General features: G+C 71.6%; 24 protein-coding genes and 4 pseudogenes. 19 read left to right on the top strand and 9 right to left on the bottom strand.

Annotation, left to right across the window (positions count from 1 at the left end; all coding sequences use genetic code 11):
• Positions 1–31: 31 nt before the first annotated feature.
• Positions 32–1,135: a beta propeller repeat protein gene (locus tag DKL51_RS12640; protein WP_109965133.1), complete on the top strand. Its 1,104-nt coding sequence runs from the start codon at positions 32–34 to the stop codon at positions 1,133–1,135.
• 29 nt (positions 1,136–1,164) lie between these two features.
• Here DKL51_RS12640 and DKL51_RS12635 read toward each other — a convergent pair whose 3' ends face one another.
• Positions 1,165–1,383 (bottom strand): winged helix-turn-helix domain-containing protein, encoded by a 219-nt coding sequence (locus DKL51_RS12635; protein WP_109965134.1) that lies wholly within the window; start codon positions 1,381–1,383, stop codon positions 1,165–1,167.
• 216 nt (positions 1,384–1,599) lie between these two features.
• On the opposite strand from DKL51_RS12635, the gene DKL51_RS12630 reads away from it, so the two are divergent.
• Both DKL51_RS12630 and DKL51_RS12625 read left to right on the top strand, forming a co-directional pair.
• The gene (locus DKL51_RS12630) at positions 1,600–1,932 is read left to right on the top strand and encodes a DivIVA domain-containing protein (RefSeq protein WP_109965135.1); all 333 of its coding nucleotides are present in this window, start codon (positions 1,600–1,602) and stop codon (positions 1,930–1,932) included.
• Positions 1,929–2,195: a hypothetical protein gene (locus DKL51_RS12625; RefSeq protein ID WP_109965136.1), complete on the top strand. Its 267-nt coding sequence runs from the start codon at positions 1,929–1,931 to the stop codon at positions 2,193–2,195. Before DKL51_RS12630 ends, DKL51_RS12625 begins: the two co-directional genes overlap by 4 nt.
• 58 nt (positions 2,196–2,253) lie before the next feature.
• Here DKL51_RS12625 and DKL51_RS12620 read toward each other — a convergent pair whose 3' ends face one another.
• Positions 2,254–3,306 carry a Fic family protein gene (locus DKL51_RS12620; protein WP_109965137.1) on the bottom strand — a complete coding sequence of 351 codons (1,053 nt, stop codon included), beginning with the start codon at positions 3,304–3,306 and terminating at the stop codon, positions 2,254–2,256.
• 185 nt (positions 3,307–3,491) lie between these two features.
• Between DKL51_RS12620 and clpB the strand changes: the two genes are divergently transcribed.
• Together clpB and DKL51_RS12610 are read left to right on the top strand one after the other, a co-directional pair.
• Positions 3,492–6,083: an ATP-dependent chaperone ClpB gene (gene clpB / locus DKL51_RS12615; protein ID WP_109943877.1), complete on the top strand. Its 2,592-nt coding sequence runs from the start codon at positions 3,492–3,494 to the stop codon at positions 6,081–6,083.
• Between the two features lie 160 nt (positions 6,084–6,243).
• Positions 6,244–6,612 carry a hypothetical protein gene (locus DKL51_RS12610; protein WP_243420691.1) on the top strand — a complete coding sequence of 123 codons (369 nt, stop codon included), beginning with the start codon at positions 6,244–6,246 and terminating at the stop codon, positions 6,610–6,612.
• A gap of 22 nt (positions 6,613–6,634) precedes the next feature.
• Here the strand turns inward: DKL51_RS12610 and DKL51_RS35690 are convergent.
• Both DKL51_RS35690 and DKL51_RS37125 read right to left on the bottom strand, forming a co-directional pair.
• A pseudogene (locus DKL51_RS35690) lies at positions 6,635–6,922 on the bottom strand (tyrosine-protein phosphatase); the annotation flags it as partial.
• Between the two features lie 115 nt (positions 6,923–7,037).
• Positions 7,038–7,229: pseudogene (locus DKL51_RS37125) on the bottom strand (tyrosine-protein phosphatase); the annotation flags it as partial.
• A 188-nt stretch (positions 7,230–7,417) separates the two neighbouring features.
• Here DKL51_RS37125 and DKL51_RS12600 point away from each other — a divergent pair.
• The 9 genes and pseudogenes from DKL51_RS12600 (at position 7,418) to DKL51_RS12560 (ending at position 13,325) form a co-directional block, all read left to right on the top strand.
• Positions 7,418–8,047: a DUF4178 domain-containing protein gene (locus DKL51_RS12600; RefSeq protein WP_109965140.1), complete on the top strand. Its 630-nt coding sequence runs from the start codon at positions 7,418–7,420 to the stop codon at positions 8,045–8,047.
• Between the two features lie 2 nt (positions 8,048–8,049).
• A pseudogene (locus tag DKL51_RS12595) lies at positions 8,050–8,286 on the top strand (DUF2617 family protein); the annotation flags it as partial.
• Positions 8,286–8,569 (top strand): annotated as a pseudogene (locus DKL51_RS12590) (polyamine aminopropyltransferase); the annotation flags it as partial. The pseudogenes DKL51_RS12595 and DKL51_RS12590, both read left to right, overlap by 1 nt.
• 10 nt (positions 8,570–8,579) lie before the next feature.
• Positions 8,580–9,602, top strand: a complete 1,023-nt coding sequence (locus DKL51_RS12585; RefSeq protein WP_109943873.1) for a hypothetical protein — start codon at positions 8,580–8,582, stop codon at positions 9,600–9,602.
• 84 nt (positions 9,603–9,686) lie between these two features.
• A complete protein-coding gene (locus DKL51_RS12580) occupies positions 9,687–10,571 on the top strand; it encodes a hypothetical protein (RefSeq protein ID WP_243420692.1) in 885 nt (294 codons plus the stop codon).
• 72 nt (positions 10,572–10,643) lie between these two features.
• Positions 10,644–11,378, top strand: a complete 735-nt coding sequence (locus DKL51_RS12575) for a hypothetical protein (protein ID WP_109965142.1) — start codon at positions 10,644–10,646, stop codon at positions 11,376–11,378.
• The gene (locus DKL51_RS12570) at positions 11,375–12,184 is read left to right on the top strand and encodes an SDR family NAD(P)-dependent oxidoreductase (protein WP_109943871.1); all 810 of its coding nucleotides are present in this window, start codon (positions 11,375–11,377) and stop codon (positions 12,182–12,184) included. The genes DKL51_RS12575 and DKL51_RS12570 overlap by 4 nt, the downstream gene beginning before the upstream one ends.
• 166 nt (positions 12,185–12,350) lie before the next feature.
• Positions 12,351–12,890, top strand: a complete 540-nt coding sequence (pyrE, locus tag DKL51_RS12565; protein WP_109965143.1) for an orotate phosphoribosyltransferase — start codon at positions 12,351–12,353, stop codon at positions 12,888–12,890.
• Between the two features lie 57 nt (positions 12,891–12,947).
• On the top strand, positions 12,948–13,325 hold the full coding sequence (locus tag DKL51_RS12560) for an ArsR/SmtB family transcription factor (protein WP_007454255.1): 378 nt from the start codon (positions 12,948–12,950) through the stop codon (positions 13,323–13,325).
• A 292-nt stretch (positions 13,326–13,617) separates the two neighbouring features.
• On the opposite strand, the gene DKL51_RS12555 is transcribed toward DKL51_RS12560, so the two are convergent.
• The gene (locus tag DKL51_RS12555) at positions 13,618–14,424 is read right to left on the bottom strand and encodes a DedA family protein (RefSeq protein WP_185734785.1); all 807 of its coding nucleotides are present in this window, start codon (positions 14,422–14,424) and stop codon (positions 13,618–13,620) included.
• Positions 14,425–14,575: 151 nt separating this feature from the next.
• Positions 14,576–16,159 (bottom strand): LPXTG cell wall anchor domain-containing protein, encoded by a 1,584-nt coding sequence (locus DKL51_RS12550; protein ID WP_109943868.1) that lies wholly within the window; start codon positions 16,157–16,159, stop codon positions 14,576–14,578.
• A 178-nt stretch (positions 16,160–16,337) separates the two neighbouring features.
• Between DKL51_RS12550 and DKL51_RS12545 the strand changes: the two genes are divergently transcribed.
• Both DKL51_RS12545 and DKL51_RS12540 read left to right on the top strand, forming a co-directional pair.
• Positions 16,338–16,823: a SigE family RNA polymerase sigma factor gene (locus DKL51_RS12545; RefSeq protein ID WP_109943867.1), complete on the top strand. Its 486-nt coding sequence runs from the start codon at positions 16,338–16,340 to the stop codon at positions 16,821–16,823.
• Positions 16,820–17,881, top strand: a complete 1,062-nt coding sequence (locus tag DKL51_RS12540; RefSeq protein WP_109943866.1) for an LCP family protein — start codon at positions 16,820–16,822, stop codon at positions 17,879–17,881. The genes DKL51_RS12545 and DKL51_RS12540 overlap by 4 nt, the downstream gene beginning before the upstream one ends.
• A gap of 3 nt (positions 17,882–17,884) precedes the next feature.
• Here the strand turns inward: DKL51_RS12540 and DKL51_RS12535 are convergent, their stop codons facing one another.
• Positions 17,885–18,097: a hypothetical protein gene (locus tag DKL51_RS12535; RefSeq protein WP_109943865.1), complete on the bottom strand. Its 213-nt coding sequence runs from the start codon at positions 18,095–18,097 to the stop codon at positions 17,885–17,887.
• Between the two features lie 170 nt (positions 18,098–18,267).
• On the opposite strand from DKL51_RS12535, the gene DKL51_RS12530 reads away from it, so the two are divergent.
• Both DKL51_RS12530 and fbaA read left to right on the top strand, forming a co-directional pair.
• Positions 18,268–18,651: a phage holin family protein gene (locus DKL51_RS12530; RefSeq protein WP_109943864.1), complete on the top strand. Its 384-nt coding sequence runs from the start codon at positions 18,268–18,270 to the stop codon at positions 18,649–18,651.
• A 131-nt stretch (positions 18,652–18,782) separates the two neighbouring features.
• Positions 18,783–19,808 (top strand): class II fructose-bisphosphate aldolase, encoded by a 1,026-nt coding sequence (fbaA, locus tag DKL51_RS12525; RefSeq protein WP_109943863.1) that lies wholly within the window; start codon positions 18,783–18,785, stop codon positions 19,806–19,808.
• A 52-nt stretch (positions 19,809–19,860) separates the two neighbouring features.
• On the opposite strand, the gene DKL51_RS12520 is transcribed toward fbaA, so the two are convergent.
• Positions 19,861–21,072: an LOG family protein gene (locus tag DKL51_RS12520; protein ID WP_185734784.1), complete on the bottom strand. Its 1,212-nt coding sequence runs from the start codon at positions 21,070–21,072 to the stop codon at positions 19,861–19,863.
• A gap of 249 nt (positions 21,073–21,321) precedes the next feature.
• Here DKL51_RS12520 and DKL51_RS12515 point away from each other — a divergent pair, with 249 nt between their 5' ends.
• Positions 21,322–21,750, top strand: coding sequence for a DUF3151 domain-containing protein (locus DKL51_RS12515; RefSeq protein WP_109943861.1), 429 nt, complete (start codon positions 21,322–21,324; stop codon positions 21,748–21,750).
• A gap of 51 nt (positions 21,751–21,801) precedes the next feature.
• On the opposite strand, the gene DKL51_RS12510 is transcribed toward DKL51_RS12515, so the two are convergent.
• A partial coding sequence (locus DKL51_RS12510) for a MinD/ParA family ATP-binding protein (protein WP_498070900.1) occupies positions 21,802–23,060 on the bottom strand: 1,259 nt, incomplete at its 5' end.

The raw sequence follows: 23,060 nt of genomic DNA, 5'->3' as shown, positions 1-23,060 counted from the left end.
CTAGGGAAGGCTACCCTGGCGAGGAGGTCCGATGATCGATCGGAAGCTTCTCCCGGCCGTCGCGCTGCTGCTGGTGCCGGCCCTCGCGGCCTGCTCGATCGGCGACGTCCGGCGAACGCCGCCGACCCGGGCGCCCAGGTCGCACCGCCCGGTCGTGACCACGCCGGCTCCGCTGCGGGTCGTGGACATCGACGAGGTACGCCGGACCCGCCTCGCCCTCCCGCAGCGGTACGGGCCGCCGTTCGTCGAGTTCGTCGACGCCGGTCACGGTTACGCGCTCTTCGCCTCCTGCGACGGCCAGCCACCCGGCCGGGACTGCACCGCCCTGCTCTATTCCACCGTGGATGGCGGCCGCTCCTGGCAGCCGCTCCCGCACCCGCGTCCGGTGGCCGAGGACCAGCAGCTCTACGCCGCTCCCGGGGTGCTGGCGCTGCTCGCCGAGCCGTACGGCTGGTACACCTCGACCGACGGCGGCGCCAGCTTCACCCACACCTCCGGCTCCGAGCCGCCGGTGCTGATGGGGGCCCGGGGCCGGTTCCAGGTCATCGAGGGCCAGGATGCGATCGGCGAGTGGGACGGCGGGCGGCTGCGTCCACTGGCCGCCCAGCCGTCCGTACCGGGGCTGAACTCCGTCGGCGAGGAGGGTGACCTCCTCGTGGCGGCCGGCGCGGACGGCGGCCGGCCGTACGCGGCGATCTCCCGGAACCAGGGGCGGAGCTGGCGGACGACGCCGGTGCCGGTGCCGGACGGCGAAGTGGCCGTGCTGCGAACGGTGCTCGCGCCGGACGGTGGGATCTGGCTCATCGGGGAGCGGCCGGACCGGACCGGCTTTCCGGCGTTCTGGCGCTTCGCGGGCCCGGCGGCCTGGGCGCGCGTCGGTGCCGTCGGGCACCCGGCGCAGGCCCGGTCGGTGGCGCCGATCGGCGCCGGGCTGCTCGCGGTGACCGGCCCGGACGGGGTGGGCGTGGTGGCCGGGGGTCGCTACTACCACGTCGACTGGCCGCTGACCGGCGACCACTACCTGACCGTGCTGGTTGACGGCACGATCGCCGCCCGCGGGCCGGACGACGTCATCCTCGGCATCGGGTGGACCGCGAACCGCCGGTGGGTCAAGGTGACCCTGGACGGCGACTGACCCCGCCGGCTGTCGCTATCGCTTCGCCACTACTTGGGCTCTGCGACGAACACTCCGACCCCTTCAAGGGTTTCGGTCAGTCCGGTCGCGCGCAGGATCATCATGGCCTTGCCGACCACGGTGTCCGACACGCCGTATTCCTTGCAGAGCTGGGTCCGGCTCGGCAGCTTCGTGCCGGGCGGCCACTCTCCTGAATCAATCTTGTTCTTCAGCTCGTCTGCGAGCACCTGGTACTGCTGCTTGGGCATACACACTCCCCGGATGGCACGCCCATTCGATCACGCAGGAACCTCCAACCTCAAGCAATCGGGGGTTGGTCGTTGACCTACGACCGGTACCGATTGTAGGTTCCTCGTGAACGCCTCCGGATGGCACTTGGGGCGCTCATCTGGTCGGGGCGGGTGCCCCAGCGGCCCGTCCCGACCTCATCGGCGAGAACTCGAACCGGATGAGAAAGGCCCGACGTGCGCAACCTCCTGCGACCCCTACTAAGGCGAGGCAATACCGACCCGGCCCGGCCGGGTCCGCCCAACCGTCCGCCGGTCGGCGCGTACCGCTCGGCGTCGTACCTGCCGTTGCGGCCCTGGCAGGTGCGCAGCCGCACCTTCACCACCTGCCGTCGCGGGCTGGACCCGGCCGAAGTCGCCGCATTTCTCGACCGGGTCGCCGGCGACCTCGCCGCCGCGCACGCCGAGGTGGCCCGCAGTCGTGAGGAGGCGTCCAGGATCAAGGAAGCCCTCCGCGCGTGGCAGTCGCGCCAGGCCTCGACCATGCGTGACCTGGCCCGGCATCCGTGACCAGCCGCTACGTCATCCACCTGCCGGTCACCGCCGCCGACCTGGCCCGGGCCAAGATGCTGGCGCGGACCGCGGCCCGCTCGCTGGCCTTCCTCACCCATGTCGACCCGGGCGAGACCACCGTCTCGGCCGAGGACAACCAGGGGGTACGCCATCGCGTCTTCTGCGACCGGCGCCTCGAAAACGGTCGGCGCTGCATCCTGCGCGCCGACCACGAAACCCCCTGCACCGCCCGCCTACCGATGAGCCGCCGAAGTATCTAGAGCGAGCCAGGTCAAGTCCCCGGAGTTCATCGGAAGCGGCGCATGACGGGCTGCCGGATCAGCGGCTGCTACGGCGCCACGCCGCCGACCGTCCCAGACCCTCAGGATGGATGACGCCCTCCCGACGGAGGCGGTCGAGGACCACACGGATTGTCGGGTCGCTTACGCCGGGGAGCGCTGTGCGGACGTCGGCCATCCGGAACACGGCGGGTGCGTGGTTGAGCACATATTCACGTACCCGGTCCTGCTTCGAGCCGTCGGAGCGGTCGGAGGCCGCGCGTTGGGCGAAGGTCCGGTACGCCGTGGCGAGGACGTTCACGAAGTAGCTGAGCCAGGGCCATGGATCGGCCCGGTCTTCGTGCCAGCCGTGAGTCGAGTCCAGCAGGGCCTGGTAGTAGGTGTCGGCCGTCTCGGCGATCAGCTGTTCCAGGCTGACGTACCGGGAGACGGTGTAGCCGGCGTCCATGAGCAGGGCGTTGGTGAGGGCCCGGGTGACCCGCCCGTTGCCGTCCTCGAAGGGATGGATGACGAGCAGGTCGAGTGCGAAGAGTCCGACCAGGAGCACCGGGTGGTGCCGCTGGACCGACATCTCGCGTAGGTAGCGGTCGATCAGCTCCGAGACGTAGAACGGCGTGTCCGAGGCGCGGACCGGCCGGAACCCTACGGTGACCTCTCCCGAGCTCGACCGGTCGACGACCAGGTTGTCCTCGGTCTTGAACCGGCCGCCGGGGGCTGCCGTGTGCGCGAAGAGCATCTTGTGCAGATGAAGCAGAAGTCCGCTGTTGAGCGGCCGCCATGATCCCTGGAAGAGGTAGTCCTGAGCATCCCGGTAGCCGGCCAGCTCCTGTTCGCTCCGCGTCCTGAGCTGGGTGACCTTGCCCGCGAGGATCCGGTCCGCCCGCGCGTTGTCAGGTACGACCACTCCCTCAATGGCGGACGAGGCCGTGATGCTGGCGACCCGGGCACGGTCAGCGAGCTGCCTGAGAAGTCCGGGGAGCTGGTCACGGTAGAGCGCCTCGGAGCCACGGCCGACGTCCACGGTGCCGAGCGCGGTCACGACCGGGCCGGGAACCTGGGCGATCAACCGGTCCAGGTCGGCGAAGCTCCGCATGAGGCACCCAATCTCGAGAACTACACAAGCGCAGCTCCAGATATATAGTTTATGTAGTTTCCTTGGGTAGTTCCGCCGCGTCCGAAGGCATATAAAGTGACCGGCGTCACAGCTTCGGAGTTGAGCGGAATAGGCTCAACTCTGGTTGTGTCCTTCCTAGTGGACACGCCGATCCGGGGGAGCCCATGAACACGGAACGTCTCACCACCAAGAGCCGCGAAACCATCACCGGTGCCGTCGCGCTGGCCAACGAGCGTGGGCACGCCACGGTGGAGCCCTGGCACCTGCTGCTGTCGCTGCTGGACACCGAGGGCTCGACCGCTGCCGGCCTGCTGCGCGCCGCCGGGGCGGACCCCGCCGAGCTGCGCCGGGCTGCCCAGCGCTCGGTCGACGCGCTGCCGGCCGCCCGCGGCTCCAGCATCGCCGAGCCCACCCTGGCCCGCGAGTTCGTCAACGCCATCGGGGCCGCCGAGCAGATCGCCCGGCCCCTCGGCGACGAGTACACCTCCACCGAGCACCTGCTCGCCGGCCTGGCCCGGGTGGGTGGCGCGGTCTCCGTCGCGCTCAAGAACGCGGGTGCCACCGAGGAGAACCTGGTCGCCGCCTTCCCGACCGTCCGCGGCGGGGACCGGCGGGTCACCACCGCCGACCCGGAGCAGACCTATCAGGCCCTGGCGAAGTACGGCGTCGACCTGACCGCCAGCGCCCGGGAGGGCAAGATCGACCCGGTCATCGGCCGGGACTCGGAGATCCGCCGGGTGATCCAAGTGCTGTCCCGGCGTACCAAGAACAACCCGGTGCTGATCGGTGAGCCCGGCGTCGGCAAGACCGCGATCGTCGAGGGCCTGGCCCAGCGGATCGTGGCCGGCGACGTGCCCGAGTCGCTGCGGGACAAGAAGCTCGTCTCGCTCGACCTCGGCGCGATGGTCGCCGGCGCGCAGTACCGCGGCCAGTTCGAGGAGCGGCTGAAGTCCGTGCTGGAGGAGATCAAGAACTCCAACGGCCAGGTCATCACCTTCCTCGACGAGCTGCACACCGTCGTCGGCGCCGGCAAGGGCGAAGGCTCGATGGACGCCGGCAACATGCTCAAGCCGATGCTGGCCCGCGGTGAGCTGCGGATGGTCGGCGCGACCACCCTCGACGAGTACCGCGAGCACATCGAGAAGGACCCGGCGCTGGAGCGCCGCTTCCAGCCGGTGCTGGTCGGCGAGCCGACCATCGAGGACACCATCGGCATCCTGCGCGGCCTGAAGGAGCGCTACGAGGTGCACCACGGCGTACGGATCACCGACGCCGCGCTGGTCGCCGCCGCCTCCCTCTCCGACCGCTACATCACCGACCGGTTCCTGCCCGACAAGGCGATCGACCTGGTCGACGAGTCCGCGTCCCGGCTCCGGATGGAGATCGACTCCCGTCCGGTCGAGGTGGACGAGATCGAGCGGGCGGTCCGCCGGCTGGAGATCGAGGAGATGGCGCTGGCCAAGGAGCCGGACGCCGCCTCCGCCGAGCGGCTGGAGCGGCTGCGCAAGGAGCTGGCCGACAAGCGCGAGCAGCTCACCGCGCTGTCCGAGCGCTGGCAGCTGGAGAAGAGTCACATCAGCAAGCTCTCCACCGCCAAGGAGGAGCTGGAGCGCCTCACCGGCGAGGCCGAGCGGGCCGAGCGGGACGGCGAGCTGGAACGCGCCGCCGAGCTGCGGTACGGCCGGATCCCCGCCCTCAAGGCCGAGCTGAAGCAGGCCGAGGAGGAACTGGCCCGGCTGCAGGCCGACGGCGCCATGCTCAAGGAGGAGGTCGGCGCGGACGACATCGCCGCCGTGGTCGCCTCCTGGACCGGCATCCCCGCCGGCCGGCTGCTGGAGGGCGAGACCGCCAAGCTGCTCCGGATGGAGGACTCGCTGCGGTCTCGCGTGGTCGGCCAGTCCGAGGCGGTCGGCGCCGTCTCCGACGCGGTCCGTCGCGCCCGGGCCGGCGTCGCCGATCCGGACCGCCCCACCGGCAGCTTCCTCTTCCTCGGCCCGACCGGTGTCGGCAAGACCGAGCTGGCCAAGGCGCTCGCCGAGTTCCTCTTCGACGACGAGCGGGCCATGGTCCGCATCGACATGAGCGAGTACGGCGAGAAGCACTCCGTTGCCCGCCTGGTCGGTGCCCCGCCCGGCTACGTCGGTTACGAGGAGGGCGGCCAGCTCACCGAGGCTGTGCGCCGCCGGCCGTACTCGGTGATCCTGCTGGACGAGGTCGAGAAGGCCCACCCGGACGTCTTCGACGTGCTGCTCCAGGTGCTCGACGACGGCCGGCTCACCGACGGTCAGGGTCGTACCGTGGACTTCCGCAACGCGATCCTGATCCTCACCTCGAACCTGGGGTCGTCGGTGATCAGCGACCTGACGCTGGCCGAGGAGCAGCGCCGGGAGGGCGTGCTCGCGGTGGTCCGGTCGCATTTCAAGCCGGAGTTCCTCAACCGGCTGGACGACATCGTGGTCTTCGCCGCCCTGCAGGGCGACGACCTGCGGGCCATCGTGGACATCCAGCTGGAGCGGATGCGACGCCGTCTCGCCGACCGTCGGTTGGCACTGGACATCACCGACGCCGCCCGTGGGTGGCTCGCCGAGCACGGGTACGACCCGATCTACGGTGCGCGCCCGCTGCGTCGCCTGGTCCAGTCGGCCATCGGCGACCAGCTCGCCAAGGCGCTGCTCGCCGGGCAGATCCGCGACGGCGACACGGTGCAGGTCGACCTGGCCGACGCCAAGGACGGCCTGACCGTCACCGCCGCCTGACCCCCTTTTCGCGCCCACTCGGCCGGGTCCCGCCTCCCGGGACCCGGCCGAGCGGGTTGATCAAGAAGTTTGCGTCCCGAGCGCCGACGTTGCGGACGCAAACTTCTTGATCAGCAGGGTCAGGATGGGTCAGAGCGGGCACTAGGAGGGCATGTTGGGCATGGGGAAGAAGGACAAGGAGCTGGACGCCGCGGTCGAGGAGCTGGCGAAGGCCGACACGCTGGCCTTCGGCGGGGTGGGGATCGCCTCCACCCTGCTGCCGGAGACCGAGGCGTACCGGCACGTGGAGCGGGCGCTCGTGGAGCATCCGGAGGAGGCCCGTAAGAAGGTCGACTGGCTGCTCAAGCACGGCTCGCCAGCCGGCAAGGGGTACGCGGCCACGCTGCTCGACAAGGTCGACCGGGAAGCCGGCCGGGCGGCCTGGGAGCGGCTCCGCGACGACAAGCGCGAGTTCACCACGTTCAGCGGCTGCGTGATGGGGCGGGCCACCCTGCGCGAGTACGCCACCGAACGCCTCGCCGGCGACTGAGCTGAGTGACCGGCGGCGTCCGTCAGTCCAGCAGGCGGGCTCGTACCCGATCGATGTCCTCCGGGCTGACCCCGGCCGCCAGTAGGTACGCCTCGGCGTCCAGGCCGTGGCACACCGCGAGCATCGCCTCCCGCATCGTGGTGCCCTTGTCGGCGAGGATCCGCGCGACAACAGGTCCGTCGTCCGGCCTGCCGAGCAGGGCGAACAGCCGGACGAGCGCCGCTGTGCTCAGCTCGTAGTCGGCCGCGATGTGCTCCGGCTCGACGCCTGCGAGGGACAGCAGGAGGAGGGCCAGCAGCCCGGTCCGGTCGCGTCCCGTCGAGCGGCACCTGCACCCGGGTCATCCCGGCCGGCACGAACGGCCCGAACGGTTCCGGCGCGAACTGCGCCGAGCCGCCAAGCGCCGTCAGGCCGGGACCGTCGGCCGGCCGTACCTCATCGTCGTTGCGCAGGTCGATGATGGTCCGGACGCCCGCGTCGTGTGCGGCCCGCCAGCCGGCTGCCGTGACGAACCGCAGGTCCCCCGATCGGATCAGCGCTCCCCGGCGGGTCCGGCGGCCGTCGCGGGTCGGCAGGCCGCCGAGGTCCCGCGCGTTGCAGAAGCCGTCCCAGCCCACCTCGCGGTCGACCACCGTCACCTGCTTGGCCCGTTCCTCCGCCGCCACGGCTCGTCAGCATGCCAGGTCACCACCCGATCGGCCGCCCCCGGAAACCTCCGACAGCTGACCGGTGACTCGGCGATCGGCCGTTCGGCGGGCGTGCGTCGGGTTGTTACCGTCTCCGCGACGCACGTGGGGAGGCGATCGTGGACCGTTCGTTGGCGTACCTGGTGCTGGCGCTGGGCTGCCTGATCGGGGTGGCCGGTGTCGTCATCGCCGTGGTGGCGCTGCTCAGGGCCCGGTCCCGGCCCCGACCGCGGACAGCCGCCGACCCGTTCCGGGACCGGGACGCGGACGTGCTCCGCGGCGACCCGCGCAGGCTGCGCCCCGGCGACATCGTCGAGATCCGCCAGGTGCCGTACACGGTCCGCGGCTCGGTGCACCTGGTCGAGGGCGGTTGGAGCTGGGCCGAGCACCTGCTCGACGACGCCGGCGGGGTGAAGCGCTGGCTCTCCGTCGAGGAGGACCCGGACCTGGAACTGGTGCTCTGGACGGCTGAGCCGTCCGCCACCGTCACGCCGGGCGCACCCACGCTCGACATCGCCGGCCGCCGGTACACCTGGGACGAGTCCGGCCAGGCCCGCTACACCGCCACCGAGGGCACCGGCCTCGACCCGCACGGCACCATGCGCTACTACGACTACCAGGCGCCCGGCGGGGCCCGGCTCTCCTTCGAGGCGTACGGGGAGGCCGGCTGGGAGGTGGCGCTCGGTGAGAAGCTGCACCGGGCCGAGGTGATGATCTACCCGCAGGACGGCCCGGAGCAGGTGTCCTGACCGTGCTGGTCACCCCGGACACCCCGTACGTCGACACCAGCGCCGCCGACCTCAGCCTGACGCTCGGCGGCCCGGAGCGCCCCGCGCTGCACGTACGCGAGCTGACCCTGCCCGGCGGGCTCCGGCTGCGGCTGCGCCTGCTCGGCGCCTCTCACCAGGTCGTCTGCGCCGACCTCACCGAAACGGTCGCCTGCCTGCCCGGCCGGTCGCCGCACCTGCCCGGCACCCTGCACGACGAACCGCCACCGCCAAGCTCGACACGGTCGAGTTCTACGCGCTGATCCGTGCGGTGCTCGCCGCGGGCGGGCGGCTCGTGGTGCAGTCCGGGTCGCCGTACTTCGCGCCCGCGCGCCGGCGTTGGCGCTGCCGGTCGACGCCCCGCCGCTGCGTTTCCTCACCCCGTCGGTGCTGGCCGCGGCGGCCACCTTCCCCGCCGACCGGGCCCGGCTGGACGTGCCCGCCACCACGTTGCTGCAGCCCAGGGTGCTGGAGTACGCCCGAACGGAGTGGAGAGGCTACTAGCGTCGGGGTCATGCCCGCCCGTCCGTCCCGCTGGTCGCGACCGCCCCGGGTACTGGAGGCACCGTCGTACCTGCAGGCGTTCGTCCTGTCCGGGGTGGTGACGGTGCTGGTCACCCGGGCGTACCTTCAGGCCGCCGGCTACCCGCGGCTCGGCGGCGGCGGGCTGCACATCGCGCACGTGCTCTGGGGTGGCCTGTTGATGACCGCCGGCCTGGGTGCCGCGCTGGTCTTCCTCGGCAGCGCGGCGCGCATCATCGGCGCGATCCTGGGCGGGATGGGCTTCGGGCTCTTCATCGACGAGGTCGGCAAGTTCGTCACCGCCGGGACCGACTACTTCTACGCCCCGGCCGCCAGCATCATCTACGTCGCGTTCGCCCTGCTGGTCGTGATCACCCAGGCGATCCGTGGCCGGACCCGGCTCACCGGCGCCGAACGGACGGCGAACGCCCTGTACACGGTGGTCGGCGGTCTCACCACCGGCCTGACCGCTCGACGCCGGGCGGCTGTGCTGCGGCTGGTCCGTGGCTGCGGCCCGGACATCGAGGAGGCGGTCGCCCGGCTGCTGGACGCGGTGCCCCGACGCGAGCCACCGGCACCCCGGTTCTGGCAGCCCTGGTTCATCCGGGCCCGCCGCGCGGTGATCTGGGTGACCACGCACCGGTGGGTGGTTTCCCTGGTGGTGCTCTACGTGGTCGGCGAGCCGTTCGTCGTGGTGCTCCGCGTCGTGCTGGCCGCGATCAGCGGCCAGCTGCCCGACCAGCGGGAGTGGGGTGCGGTGCTCTGGGTCTCGGTCTCCGCGCTGATCACCGCGGTGCTCAGCATCCGCGGGGCGCTGCTGCTGCCCCGCGACCAGGTGCGGGCCTTCCGGCTGTTCAAACTCGCGCTCCTGGTGGACCTGCTGTTCGGGCAGATCTTCAGCTTCACCGTCAACCAGTTCGGTGCCGTCTTCGCGCTCGGCGTGGACCTCTTCCTGCTCGGGGTGGTGACCGCCGAGTATCGGCGGCTCTGCCGCCGGGAGCCGTCGTCCGGCTGAACTGTGCGGCGAGTCCGGTCCGGGTGTCGTGCCCCGCTGGCCGGTGCTCGTTACGGTGAGCGGGTGATCTAGGGAAGGAGAATCATGGTCGATACCTCCGCCACCCCCGCCCGCGCACGGCCGGCAGTGGTGACGATTTCCAGTTGGCTGCTCATCCTGTACGCCGCCATCCAGGTGGTCAGCCTGATCCTGACGCTCTCCGTCATCGGCACGATCCGAGACGTCATGCGGGACGCGTTCCAGGGCACCTCCGCCGAGCAGACCGGCAACATCGCCGTCGTGGCCGCCGTCGGCGGCGCCGCGTTCGCGGTGCTGCTCGCCGCCGCGATGGTCGTCCTCGCACTCTTCAACAACCGGGGGAAGAACGGGTCCCGGATCGCCACCTGGATAGTGGGCGGCATCCTCATCTGCTGCAGCGGCATCGGCCTGGTCAACAACGCGGCCGGTGGCTTCATCCGCGGCGGACCGCAGACCGGGAACATGCCGAGCGCCCAGGAGATCCAGCGTCGGCTCGAGGACGCCCTGCCCTGGTACCGCCCGGTCACCACGCTGCTCGGCGTCCTCGCTCTGCTCGCCCTGCTGGTGGCGCTGATCCTGCTGGCCCTGCCGAAGTCGAACGAGTTCTTCCGGAAGCCGCAGCCGGCTTGGGGAGGACCGGGTGCCGGCTATCCCCCCTACCCCGGCTACCCGCACGCCGGTCAGCCGCAGGCCCCGGGCTACCCGTCCTACCCGGGTTCTCCCGGGTATCCGCAGCCGCCGGGTCAGCCCGGCTGGCCGCAGGGACCGGGCCAGCCCGGGGAGCCGTCGTCCTCGGGCCAGTGGCAGCAGCCGCCCCCGCCGGCGTCGCCTTCCTCGGCCCCGCCCGCGCAGGAGCGCACGGAGGGCGAGCCGGGTGGGGCGTCGGGCCCCGGCACCGAACGGGAGGGCGGGACCGACCGACCCGGGCCGTACCCGCCATCCGGAAGTTGAGCCGTCGATAAGAGCGACTCCGACGATCCCTCCGAGTAGGTTGCAAGCCGACACCTACCGGAGGGATCTGTCGTGTCGTACCCGGATCAGGCGCCACCCCGCCGTCCGGCCGCGGTCGTCGCGGCGGCGGCGGTGCTGGTGCTGATGGCGGTCGGCGCCGGGCTGTACGCGGTCACCGGTCTGCTCGTCATGGCCGGTACGACGGACCGGTTCCGGTCGGCGGCCGCCACGACCGGCGCCGGTACCGGTGAGATCGACGGGGTCGTCGCGCTGCTGCGCGCCGCCACGGTCCTGTCGGCCGTGGTCGGCGTGCTGGTCGGGCTGGTGCTCGTCGGGCTCGCCCTCGGCCTGCTCGCGGGCCGCTCCGGCGCCCGGGTCACCACCTGGGTGGTCTGCGGGCTGGGGCTGCTCTGCGGGTGCGGTGCGCTGGCGGTGCTGGTCGGTCAGCGGGCCGCCCCGCTGCGGCTCGGCGCCGATCAGCGGGTCACCGCCGACCTGCTGGCCCAGCTCGGCGACGCCTACCCGGGCTGGTGGATCCCGCTCAACGCGGCCCTGTCGGTGGCGCAGGTCCTCGGCTACCTGGTGGTCGCCGCGCTGCTGACGTTGCCTGCGGCCAACGCCTTCTTCCACCGCCGGCCGGCCGGTCCGCGCCCCCCGGCCGGCCCGACCCCGCCGGGCTACGGGGCCACCCCTGCCTACGGCCCTCTGTCGGCGCCGCCGGCCTACGGCCCTCTGTCGGCGCCGCCGGCCTACGGGCCGCCGTCGGCACCCCCTGGACCGACCCCGCCTTCGGAGGACCGCCCGTGACGTCCGAACCCCACCCCTCCGTACGACGAGCCCTGATCACCGGTGCCAGCCTGGGCATCGGCGCCTCGTTCGCCCGCCGGCTCGCCGCCGACGGCTGGGACCTGATCCTGGTGGCCCGGGACGCCGCCCGGCTTGACGCCACGGCCGCCGAGCTGACCGGCCGGTACGGCCGGGAGGTGGAGACGATCTCGGCCGATCTGTCCACGGACGACGGCTGCGCCGCGGTCGAGCGACGGCTCGCCGCCGGCAGCCCGGTCGAGATGCTGGTGAACAACGCGGGCATCAGCCTCAACACGCCGTTCCTGCGGTCGACCGTGGCGGACGAGGCCCGGCTGCTCCGGCTGAACGTGCTGGCCGTGATGCGGCTGACCCACGCTGCCCTCGGCCCGATGATCGAGCGGGGCACGGGGACAGTGATAAATGTCTCTTCGGTTGCCGGGTTTGGTGTTCCCATGCCTGGGTCGACCTACTCGGCCAGCAAGGCGTGGGTGACGAATTTCAGTGAGTCGATCGGCCAGTCGGTAGCCCCGCTCGGAGTGCGGGTGATGGCGCTCTGTCCTGGTTACACCCGCACCGGCTACCACGAGCGGGCCGGCATCGACCTGGCCCGGACCCCTGGCTGGATGTGGCTGCAGGCCGACGATGTGGTCGATGAAGGGCTACGTGACCTGCGGAAAGGCAAGCTGGTCAGCGTGCCGACGTGGAAGTACAAGCTGGCCGTGGCGGGGCTGCGGCACGCGCCCCGGCGGCTGCTGCGCGGCGTCTCCCGGGACACCCGGGGCCGGGTGGGCCGCGGCCACGGCTGATCCTCGGCCGGCTGACGGGCCGTCCCGTGAGCGGGACGCACCGACATCGATCCCGCTTAACGGTCGCTCGGCGTAGTTGGACATCGCCACCCATCGGTCGCTCGCAGGGCTGGCCCAGGTGGACCCGCCAGACGGCTCCCAGACTCGCGCAGTACCCTCTATCGCCATGGGGGCCCACGACGACCTGCGTAAATTCATCACCGACCTGGCTGTGGTGCACGGTCGGGTGGTGCTCTCGTCGGGCCGTGAGGCGGACTGGTACGTGGATCTGCGTCGCGTCACGCTCCATCACCGGGCGGCGCCGTTGGTGGGCCGGGTGCTGCGGGACCTCACCGCGGACTTGGAGTACGACGCGGTCGGCGGGCTGACCCTGGGTGCCGATCCGGTGGCCCTCGCGATGCTGCACGACGCCGCCGAGACCGACCGGCCGCTGGACGCGTTCGTGGTCCGCAAGGCGGGCAAGGCGCACGGTCTGCAGCGTCGCATCGAGGGGCCGGACGTCGCGGGGCGCCGGGTCCTGGCGGTCGAGGACACCTCGACCACGGGCGGCAGCGTGCTCACCGCCGTCGAGGCGTTGCGCGAAGCCGGGGCCGATGTCGTGGGTGTGGCGGTTATTGTTGATCGAGGCGCCGGCGACGCGGTGCGAGCCGCCGGACTGCCGTATCGGGCGGCCTATACGTTGGCTGACCTCGGCCTTGTGGCGTAAAAGTTTGCCGATTCGGATCTGCTGATATGCAGGCGGATCGATGCTGCTGGTGGAAGGATGGAATACGTGGGAACTGCGTTGGCTGAAATGACCATGCCTCAGATCTCGCCGCTTGCCGGCGAGCCGATCGAACGTGCCGATGCCGAGCGTCTCGCGGGGGTCCTGAAGGCCCTCGCCGATCCCGCCCGGCTGCGGCTGCTCAGCCTGATCCAGTCGGCCCCCGAAGGCGAGGCGTGCGTCTGCGACCTGACCGCGCCGCTCGGCCTTTCGCAGCCGACGGTCAGCCACCACCTGCGTATCCTCACCGAGGCCGGCTTGCTGGAGCGGGAGAAGCGCGGGGTCTGGGCCTACTACCGGCTGGTGCCGTCCGCGATCGCGACGATCGCGGATCTGCTCACCCCGCCGCGCAAGCGGGCCACCAAGAAGGCCCGCTGAAACTGGACGTGTCCGAGGTCCGGGTCGGCTGTCCGGGGTCGTAACGCGGCGTCAGACCGCCCTTCATTCGGCCCGGAGTGCCGGCTAGCGGCGCGGAGGCCGAATTATGGCCGCCAGCCGAGACCGGATGGCCACAGGCCGTCCCGGCTCGGGACGGCATCAGGGTGGCGTGCCAGGGGTGGCGCCATCACCGGACGGTGACGCCTGTCGTCATCCGTTCCACCCACCGGTCGACATGCCGATGACGATGGCCGGCCCCCGCTGAGGGGACCGGCCATCGGCGTGTCCGGGGTCAGCGGCCCTGCGGGCCGTGCTGCGGGTGGTCGTCGTCCTCGATGGCCTCCCGGGCCGCCTCGACGGCGCCGGCCGCGCTGGCCGCCGCGACCATCGCGACCGCCTCTCCGCGCTTGCGGGCCCGCCGGTCGCGGAGGAACTCGAAGAAGATCGGCAGCACCGAGATCAGGATGATCACGGCCACCACCGGCAGGATGTACCGGTCGATCTTGTCGCCGATCGCGTTGTAGATCTGGTCGGCGAGCAGGTAGCCGATCAGCAGGATGCCGTCCACCCAGAGGACCGCGCCGACCATGTTCCAGATGAAGAACTGCCGGGCCGGCATGCCGAGCACCCCGGCCACCGGGTTGAGGAACGTGCGGACGATCGGGATGAAGCGGGCCAGCACGACGGCCTTCGCCGGACCGAACTTCTGGAAGTAGTGCTCCGCCTTCTCCACGTACTCCCGCTTGAAGAGGCGGGAGTTTGGGCGGTCGAACATCCGGCGGCCGTACCGGTGCCCGAGCCAGTGCCCGAGCTGGGCCCCGGCGATCGCGCAGAGCGGCCCGCCGATCAGCAGCGCGGCCAGGGGAAGCCGGGTGCCGCTGCCGAAGATGGCATCCGCCACCGGCGACGCGGCCACGCCCGCCAGGAACAGCAGCGAGTCGCCCGGGAAGAAGAAGCCCACCAGCAGGCCGGTCTCGGCGAAGAGGATCACCCAGACGCCGATCAGCCCGAAGGTGTGGATCAGGTCCTTGGGATCGAGCGGGTTCAGGGCGATGCTCTCGGAGACCACCCGGGTCTTCTCTGCTGTGTCCACGGCCACAAAGGGTACCGAAGCCCGGTCCGGCGTCGCGCCGGACCGGCCCCGACGGGCGGCAGCGGCGCGGATCCTCCCTCGCCCGACATGGCGGTGCCCCGCCGACCGGGTGGTCGACGGGGCACCGGTTGTCGCGTGGTGTACCGAGGATGCCGCGTCAGGCGACGAAGCGGGTGCGGCGGCGGCGGGCCACCACGTAGCCGCCCACGCCGGCCGTGAGCAGCAGCACCCCGACGCCGGCGATCAGGCCGGTGGCGGAGCCGGTGATCGGCAGCGTGCCGCCGCCACCCGCGCCACCGCCGTTACCGCCGTCGCCGTTGCCGCCGGTGCCTGGAGCGGCGTTCACGACGAGCTTCGCGGTGTCGTTGGCCGGGTTGGTGTCGTCCTGGAAGCCCTCGCACTCGCACTTGGCGTTGATGGTCACCGTGCCGGTGGCGTTCGGGACGACCTTGTCGATCCGGAGACCGAGGTCGACGGTCTGCTCCTCACCGACGGCGATGAAGATCTCCGGGTAGCACCGGTACGCCTTGGCACCCGGCTTACCCGGCTCCCAGTCGACGTCGTCACCCTTCATCGGGAAGCAGTTGTCCGGCACGTTCACCGCGGTGGTGCCGGTCGGGACCGTGACGTCGATCTTCGTCACCGGCGAACCGACGCGGCCGAGGTCGAGCACCGCCGGACCGTTGTTGCGCACGCCGACGGTGGCGGTGACGACGTCACCGGCCTTGCCGTCGACCGAGTCGCCGATCGCGGCGAGGTCCACGCCGTTGTTGCCGGTGACCTTGACCTGCAGGCCGGACCAGTTGTTCTCCGGGTTGACGTCGGCCTGGAAGGACTGCGCCGTCATGGTGGGCTGCTTGGTGAGCACGAGCGCCTCGTCGGTGCCCGGCTCGCCGACGGAGATGCCGCGGCTCTTCAGGTAGGCGGTGAAGTCGTCGAACTCGTCGGGCGTCAGCCACATGTGCGAGCCCCAGGCGTTGCCCGGCGCGTAGGTGTCCTTGCCGAGCACGTACGGCACGGTCGCCGAGAAGGTCTCGCCGGGCGCCACAGTGTCGGTGAAGCGGCAGGTCCGGAGCTGGTCGCCCGCGTAGGTGCAGTTGCTGTAGTGCTTGCCCGGGCGGATCGCGTAGTCGTGGTCGAAGATGACCACGGCACCCTTGGCCGAGGTGCCCTCCCCGACGTTGCTCAGCACGAGCGGAGCAGTGAATTCGCCACCCGGCGCCGCCGAGCGGTCCACCTCGGGCCCACCGGCCAGGTCGACACCCTCACCGATCTTCACCGTGGCGGTGTGGCTGGCCGGCTCGAAGCCGTCGGCGCTGACCGTGACCTTGAGGCTGCCGGAGTCGCCGTCCTTGGCCGAGTCGGTCGGGGCGATGGCCACGTTGAACAGGCCGCCGTAGCCCCACTCCTCAAGGCCGATCTCGAACGGGTCCTGGCAGACCAGGACGTTCTGCTCGGGGGTGGTGCACTCGCCGTCGATCTCCGGAGTGAGCTTCACCTTGCCAGCGAGGTCGGTGTAGTCGTAGCGGACAGTGAGGTCGTGCACGATCACCGGCTCGCTGGCGTACAGGGTGGGCGACTCGACCTTGCCGTCGGTGCCGACCGCGACCGTGGTGTCGTTCATGTACAGACCCAGCTGGACGGCCGATTCCTCGGCAGCAGCGGGGGTGGCGGAGGCGGCGACGAGCGCGCCTGCGACGCCGAACCCGGCGAGCCAGCGCCGGGTGGCCTTAGTGAGCATTGAGGGGGTTCCTCCCGTGACGATTCAGGTGGAGCCCGTGGAGCTTAGAAAATCTTTAAATTGCTCGCTGTCCCAGGTAAGCCGCCGGCCCGGGAACTGACCGAACGGTTGATCAGTCGCGGGGTGCAGTGTTTCACCGGCCCGTACCCGTCAACAGGGCGGGACACCGGGAGGTGCAGTGACGTACGAGGAGTTCGCCGACTCGCGGCTGAGCGCCCTGCTGCGGTACGCGGTCATGCTGACCGGGGATCCGCACCAGGCCCAGGACCTGGTGCAGGACACCATGGTGCGGGTCCAGCTGAACTGGCGCCGGGTGGCGCGCAGCGACTCTCCCGAGCGGTACGTCCGCCGGATGCTCACCAACCAGTACGTCGACTGGCGACGGGGTTCATGGGCCCGGCGGGTACTGCTGCGCGGCGAGCCGGACGAGGCGGTGCCGGCGCCCAGCGACCACGCCCAGTCCGCGGTGGACCGGGACCAGATCTGGTCCTGGCTGTCCCGGTTGCCCCGCCGACAGCGGGCCACCCTGGTGCTGCGCTACTACGAGGACCTGCCGGACGCCGAGATCGCCGAGATCCTCGGGTGCGCCGTCGGCACCGTACGGTCCTGCATCTCCCGGGCGCTGGCCACCCTTCGAGCCGAGTACGTGGAGGTCTGCTCATGATCGAGGACGAACTGCGGGCCGCCTTCGCCCGGCACGAGACCCTGGCCCCGGCCACCGCGCCGATACGCGCCGCGATCGAGCGGACGGTGGTCCGCCGCCGGCGCCGCCGACTCCGCCTCCGGCTGGGCGGTACGGCGTTGGCGCTGGTCGTTGCCGCCCTGGTCGGCGTACCGGCGATGACCCCGGACCGGCCGCAGCAGACGGCGACGCTGCTGCTCGAGCCCGTTCCGTCGACGCCCACCGGGGCGCTGAACCTGCTTCTGCTCGGCCTGGACGGGGCCAGCCCCGGCGGGGGCCGGCGGGCGGACTCCATCCTGCTGGTGCACGTCCCGGCGGACCGGAGCCGGCTCTACCTCGTCTCGCTCCCGCGCGACCTGCAGGTGCCGATCCCCGGGGTCGGCACGAACAAGCTCAACAGCTCCTTCGCCTACGGCAGTATGGCGGGGAAGGGCGACCTGACCCACGGCTACGATCTGACCCGACGGGTGGTCACCGAGGTCACCGGCGTACCGATCGACGGCGGGGCGGTGCTGACCTACTCGGCGCTGCGGAAGCTCACCGACGCGGTCGGCGGCGTACCGGTCTGCCTGCCGCAGGGCATCAAGTCCATGCACACTCGCCGGGTCTTCCCCGCCGGCTGCCAGCAGCTCGACGGCGCCGCCTCGGTCGACCTGCTCCGGCAGCGTCATGGGCTCACCGACGCGGTGCGGGACCGGGACCGGAACGCCCAGCGGTACGCGGCCGGGCTGCTGCGCCGGATCGGCGAGCGGGGTGGACTGACGAATCCCGCGATGCTGCACACGCTGCTTACGCAGGCCGGCTCCGGGCTGACGGTGGAGACCGGGGAGACGTCGCTGCCCGCGCTGCTCTCGGTGGCCGGGAAGGCGGCCGCCGCCGAGCCGGTCGCGGTCGGCCTCCCGGTCGTCTACGCGGAGAAGCCGTTCTTCGGCTTCCAGCTCGACCGGGCAACTGCGCCGGCGTTCCTCGCCGCGCTCGGGGAGGACCGGCTGAGCGAGTGGACGGCCGCCCACCCGGATCGGGTCACCGGGCTGCGGTAGGCGTCAGCGGTAGTCGTCCTCGTCGGCGGCGACGATCCGGGCCTGCTCCATGGCGTCCCAGTCGTCGACCTCCATGCCGCGCTGCGGCTCGATGTCGCCGTCGTCGGGGCGGACCACCATGGCCTGCTCCATCGCGTCGGCGGGCTCCGCCTCCAGATCCCGCTCCTCCGGAGCGAGGTGGTCGCTCGGGGCGAAGTCCTCGTCGGGCTGACCCATCGTCCCTCCCTGGATCTCGGTGCGGACAGTTACCCACACACCGTACGGGCTGCACCCGGTCCCCGCTCGGAGCCGGGCCGAACCGCGGCCCCTGGCCGACGGCCCGCCACGCGGGGGTGGAGTCGGGCGATTGGCCCTCCGGGCGGGGGACCCGGTGCCAGGATGGATCCGTGGGCTTCCTGATCCGGCTGGTGATCACCGCGATCGCGCTGTGGGTCACCACCCTGATCGTGCCCGGAGTCAGGGTGGGCGGTGAGCCGGGTGCCAACACCGCGCTCACCCTGATCGCCGTGGCGCTCATCTTCGGCGTGGTCAACGCGGTGCTCAAGCCGGTCATCAAGGTGTTCGGCTGCGTGTTCTACCTGCTCACCCTCGGTCTGTTCGCGCTGGTGGTCAACGCGCTGCTGTTCCTGCTCACCGACTGGATCGCCCGGGGGCTGCATCTCGCGTTCCGGGTGGACGGTTTCTGGGCGGCGTTCTGGGGAGCGATCGTGATGGCGGTGGTGAGCTGGCTGATCAGCGTCGCCGTGCCGGACAGACTGGAGAACCGGTGAGCGGGGCTCGGGTCGGTTGTGCCCGTCGCCACCTTCTACGGGATACTGCCCGCGGTGGACAGCGCGGTCCGGCGCACCCATGGAAGACAGCGGCCTGCACGGCCGAGAGCGGTAAGTAAGGAGCGTTCGACATGCCCATCGCTTCCCCCGAGGCTTACGCGGAGATGCTGGACCGGGCCAAGGCCGGCCGGTACGCGTACCCCGCGATCAACGTGACCTCCTCGCAGACGCTGAACGCGGCGCTCAAGGGCTTCGCCGACGCGGAGAGCGACGGCATCATTCAGGTCTCCACCGGCGGCGCGGAGTACCTCTCCGGCCCGTCGATCAAGGACATGGTCACCGGCGCCGCCGCGTTCGCCGCGTACGCGCACGAGGTGGCCAAGAAGTACCCGGTGAACATCGCGCTGCACACCGACCACTGCCCGAAGGACAAGCTGGACAAGTTCGTCCGTCCGCTGATGGCCATCTCGCAGGAGCGGGTCAAGAACGGCCAGGAGCCGCTGTTCCAGTCGCACATGTGGGACGGCTCGGCCGTGCCGGTGGCGGAAAACCTGGAGATCGCCGAGCAGCTCCTCGCCGAGGCCGCCAAGGGCAAGATCGTCCTCGAGATCGAGGTCGGCGTCGTCGGTGGCGAGGAGGACGGCGTCGAGAACGCCATCAACGAGAAGCTCTACACCACCGTCGAGGATGGCCTGGCCATGGTCGACGCGCTCGGCCTGGGCGAGAAGGGCCGCTACATGGCGGCGCTGACCTTCGGCAACGTGCACGGCGTCTACAAGCCGGGCAACGTCAAGCTCCGCCCCGAGGTGCTCAACCACATCCAGATGGCGGTGGGCGCCAAGTACGGCAAGGAGAAGCCGCTCAGCCTGGTCTTCCACGGCGGTTCCGGCTCGCTGCTGTCGGAGATCCGCGAGGCGCTGGACTACGGCGTGGTGAAGATGAACATCGACACCGACACCCAGTACTGCTTCACCCGGCCGGTGGCGGACCACATGCTCCGCAACTACGACGGCGTGCTCAAGGTGGACGGCGAGGTCGGCAACAAGAAGATGTACGACCCGCGCGTCTGGGGCAAGGCCGCCGAGGCCGGCATGGCCGCCCGGGTGGTCGAGGCCTGCGAGCACCTGCGTTCCACCGGCACCACCATGAAGAAGTAAGGCACCGCCTTCGGTGAAGGCCGGCTCCCGGGATGGGCGCCGGCCTTTTCCGTCAGCCGGCCGTCAGCACCCGGACCGCCTCCCGCACGTCGTCCGTGAGGTGCACGGTGGACGAGAGGTCGCCGAAGCGCGAGGCGGCCAGCAGCGGTCGCAGCAGCGACTCGATCGGCAGCTCCGCCGTCCAGTACGCCCGATCCAGGAAGACGTACGCGCCGCTCGCGCCGTCGGTGCCGTAGTACGTCTTGGTGGCCGCCTGGAACACCTCCTGCACGGTCCCGGCCCGGCCGGGCGCGAAGACTATGCCGCCCCGGGCCAGCCGCAGGATGGTGTCCTCGCGGATGGCGTTCGAGAAGTACTTGGCGATCCGCCCGGCGAAGAGGTTCGCCGGCTCGTGCCCGTACAGCCAGGTGGGGATCGCCAGCCCGCCCGAGCGGGCCCACTCCGTACCGGACGCGGCGGGGCGCTGCGCCGGGAGCGTCGGGCCGGGCGCGTACCGCTGGCGGACCGCCAGGGCGGCGGCCGTGTAGCGGTCGTGGTCGGTGAAGTCCGGGGCGGTGGCGAGCAGGTCGATCGCGGCGGTCAGCTCCTCCGCCGGCCAGGCCGCCAGGAACGCGCCGAGGTTCGCCGCCTCCATCACCCCGGGACCGCCCCCGGTCACCACCAGCCGGTCGGCCCGGGCCAGCTCCCAGCCCAGCACCGCCGCCATCCGGTACGCGGCGCTGCCGCGCGGGACGGCGTGCCCGCCCATCACCCCGACCACGGACTGCGGCCCATGCGCCGCCAGCCAGGCCCGGGTGGCGTCGACCAGCGCGTTGTCCACCCCGTGGTCGTGCAGCCGCTGACCGAGCGCCTCGCGGACGTCGGGCAGCGCGCCGCCGTGGGCGCGGAAGTGCTCGTACACCCGGGTGTCGTACATCCCGGCGAACCCACCGTCGGCGAAGCCGGCGGCCAGGTCGTCCGGGGTGTAGAGGTGGGACGGCTGGGTCGGGTACGGCAGCCCGGAGAAGGGCGGCACCACGTTCGCCCCGCGCCGGACCAGGTCGGCGCCGACCTCACGGTTGGCGAACCGGCAGCCGACGAAGAGGGTGCCGGCGACCTCGACGCCGGTCAGATCGGGGGCCGGATCGAGGTCGAGGCGCAGCCCCTGCACGGTCAGACCGGCGAGGCTGCCGGTGGCCAGCCGGCGCTCGAACTCGGCCCGGGTCTCGATCTCGTCGTGGCTGGTGTGCGGCTCGATGACGTCCGCGGGAGGTGGGGAAGGCACCAGGTCATCCTGCCCGCACCGGGCAACCGGCCAAACCCGGCCCGAGCGGTGCCGCAACGGGCAGGAGCCCGGCGACCGAGGCCCCGGGCTCCTGCGTACCGGTACCTGGGGAGGCTCCGGACCAATAGTTGTAATGGAAAACATCTCCCGGGGCATGGGCCGCAGGCGTGACGAAACCCTCAGCCGTTCAGCCGACCGGGTTCCCCGACCCCCTCGCGCGCCTCGGGGCGAAGCGGGTTGAATGGGGCGATGCAGAACCTGTTGAATGAGCCACCGGCCACCCTCCTGCCCGTCCACGAGGAGGCCGACGCCGCCCTGGCGGCCGCCACCCAGCAGGACACCGACGAGGCGTACGCCGAGGTTGCGGCGCGCTTCCCGACCTACAGCGCGGCCTGGGCGGCGCTCGCCGCCCGGGCGTTCGCCGCGGGCCAGGTCATCCCGGCGTACGCCTACGCGCGCACCGGCTACCACCGGGGCCTGGACCAGCTGCGCCGCAGCGGCTGGAAGGGGCACGGGCCGGTGCCCTGGTCGCACAAGCCCAACCGGGGCTTCCTGCGCTGCCTCTACCTGCTCTCCCGCGCCGCCGGCGAGATCGGCGAGGCGGACGAGGCCGCCCGCTGCGCCCAGTTCCTCCGCGACTGCGACCCGGCTGCCGGGGACGCCCTGGCCAGCCACTGACCCGCCTCGACGGCCGGCCCGACCTCCCGTCGGGCCGGCCATCGTGTCTGTTCAGAGCCCCTCGGCGACCGCTGCCGCGATCTTCAGCCAGGCGTCGCGGGTGGCTGAGGAGAGCTGGCCGTACCGGATCGGCTCCCCGGTGTCGATCAACCGCTCGTACGGCGCCAGCAGCACCGCGCGGGTGCGCGCGGCGAAGTGCTGCTGGATCGCCGGCAGGTCGATCTCCTTCCGCGACGGCGGCATCGACACCACCGTCACCGCCTGCCGGACCAGCCGCTGCCGGCCGCTCTGCTCCAGGTGGTCGAGCATCCGGGCGGCGGTCTCCGCCGAGTCGTTCCGGGCCGACATGGTGACCACCAGCTGATCGGTGGCGTCCATCGCGGCCTGCCAGTTCTGCGCCCGGACGTTGTTCCCGGTGTCCACGAAGATCAGCTTGTAGAAGCGGCTGACCACCTCACGGAGCTCGCCGAACGCGGTCGCGGTGAGCATCTCGCCCCCGGTCGCCGACTCGTCCGAGGCGAGCACGTCGAACATCCCCTCGCCCTGCGAGCGGACGTACTGGGACAAGTCGCCAACCCGGCCGTGCGCACCCTGGAACTGGCCCGGGTCGCGCAGCAGGTCCCGGACGGTACGGGAGTGGAAGTCCTGTTGGGCCCGCATGCCCAGGGTGCCCTGGGTCTCGTTGTTGTCCCAGGCCAGCACGTAGCCGCCGCGCTTCTGCCCGAACGTCATGGCGAGCAGCAGGATCGCCACCGTCTTGCCGGCGCCGCCCTTCGGGTTGACCACGGTCACCTGGCGCAACCCACCGAAGTTGCGCCGGACCATCTCGATGTCGCGCCGGATCTCCTGCTCGTGCCGCCCCGGTGCGAGCCGGACCAGGCCGAGCTTGTTCACCACCGCGCGGACCCCCATGGTGGCGACGGGGTCGACCGGCCTGGCCTGGCGGCGCCGGGCGAAGTCCTCCGCGGTCGGGGTGGCCCCGGTCTCCGGCGTCCAGGCCCGGTCCGGATATCCGGGAGCGGGCACCCTCGGCTGCGGCGGCACCGGGGCCGTCGCCGGCTGACCCGGTGACCAGGCAGGCGGGTACCAGTCGGCGGTGGTCGTCTCCACCTGCGCCGGATATGTCGGCGCGCCCGGGTGGGCGGGCTGCCCGCCAGGCCCCGACTGCCCGTACCGCGGCCGGTACGCCGTCCCGTCCCCGTAGCCGGGAACCGGGGCGTGCGGGTGCGGCGGCACCACACACCGGCGACCGGAGCGGCCCGGCGGGACGGTGGCTGCGGCCGTTGTCGGCGCACCGGGCTGCTGTTCTG

Origin of the sequence: Micromonospora globispora, from assembly GCF_003857015.1 — a bacterium.
Taxonomy (GTDB): Bacteria; Actinomycetota; Actinomycetes; order Mycobacteriales; family Micromonosporaceae; genus Micromonospora; species Micromonospora globispora.
The sequence above is the reverse complement of the archived record's forward strand: the minus strand, read 5'-3'. Positions and strand labels throughout refer to the sequence as shown.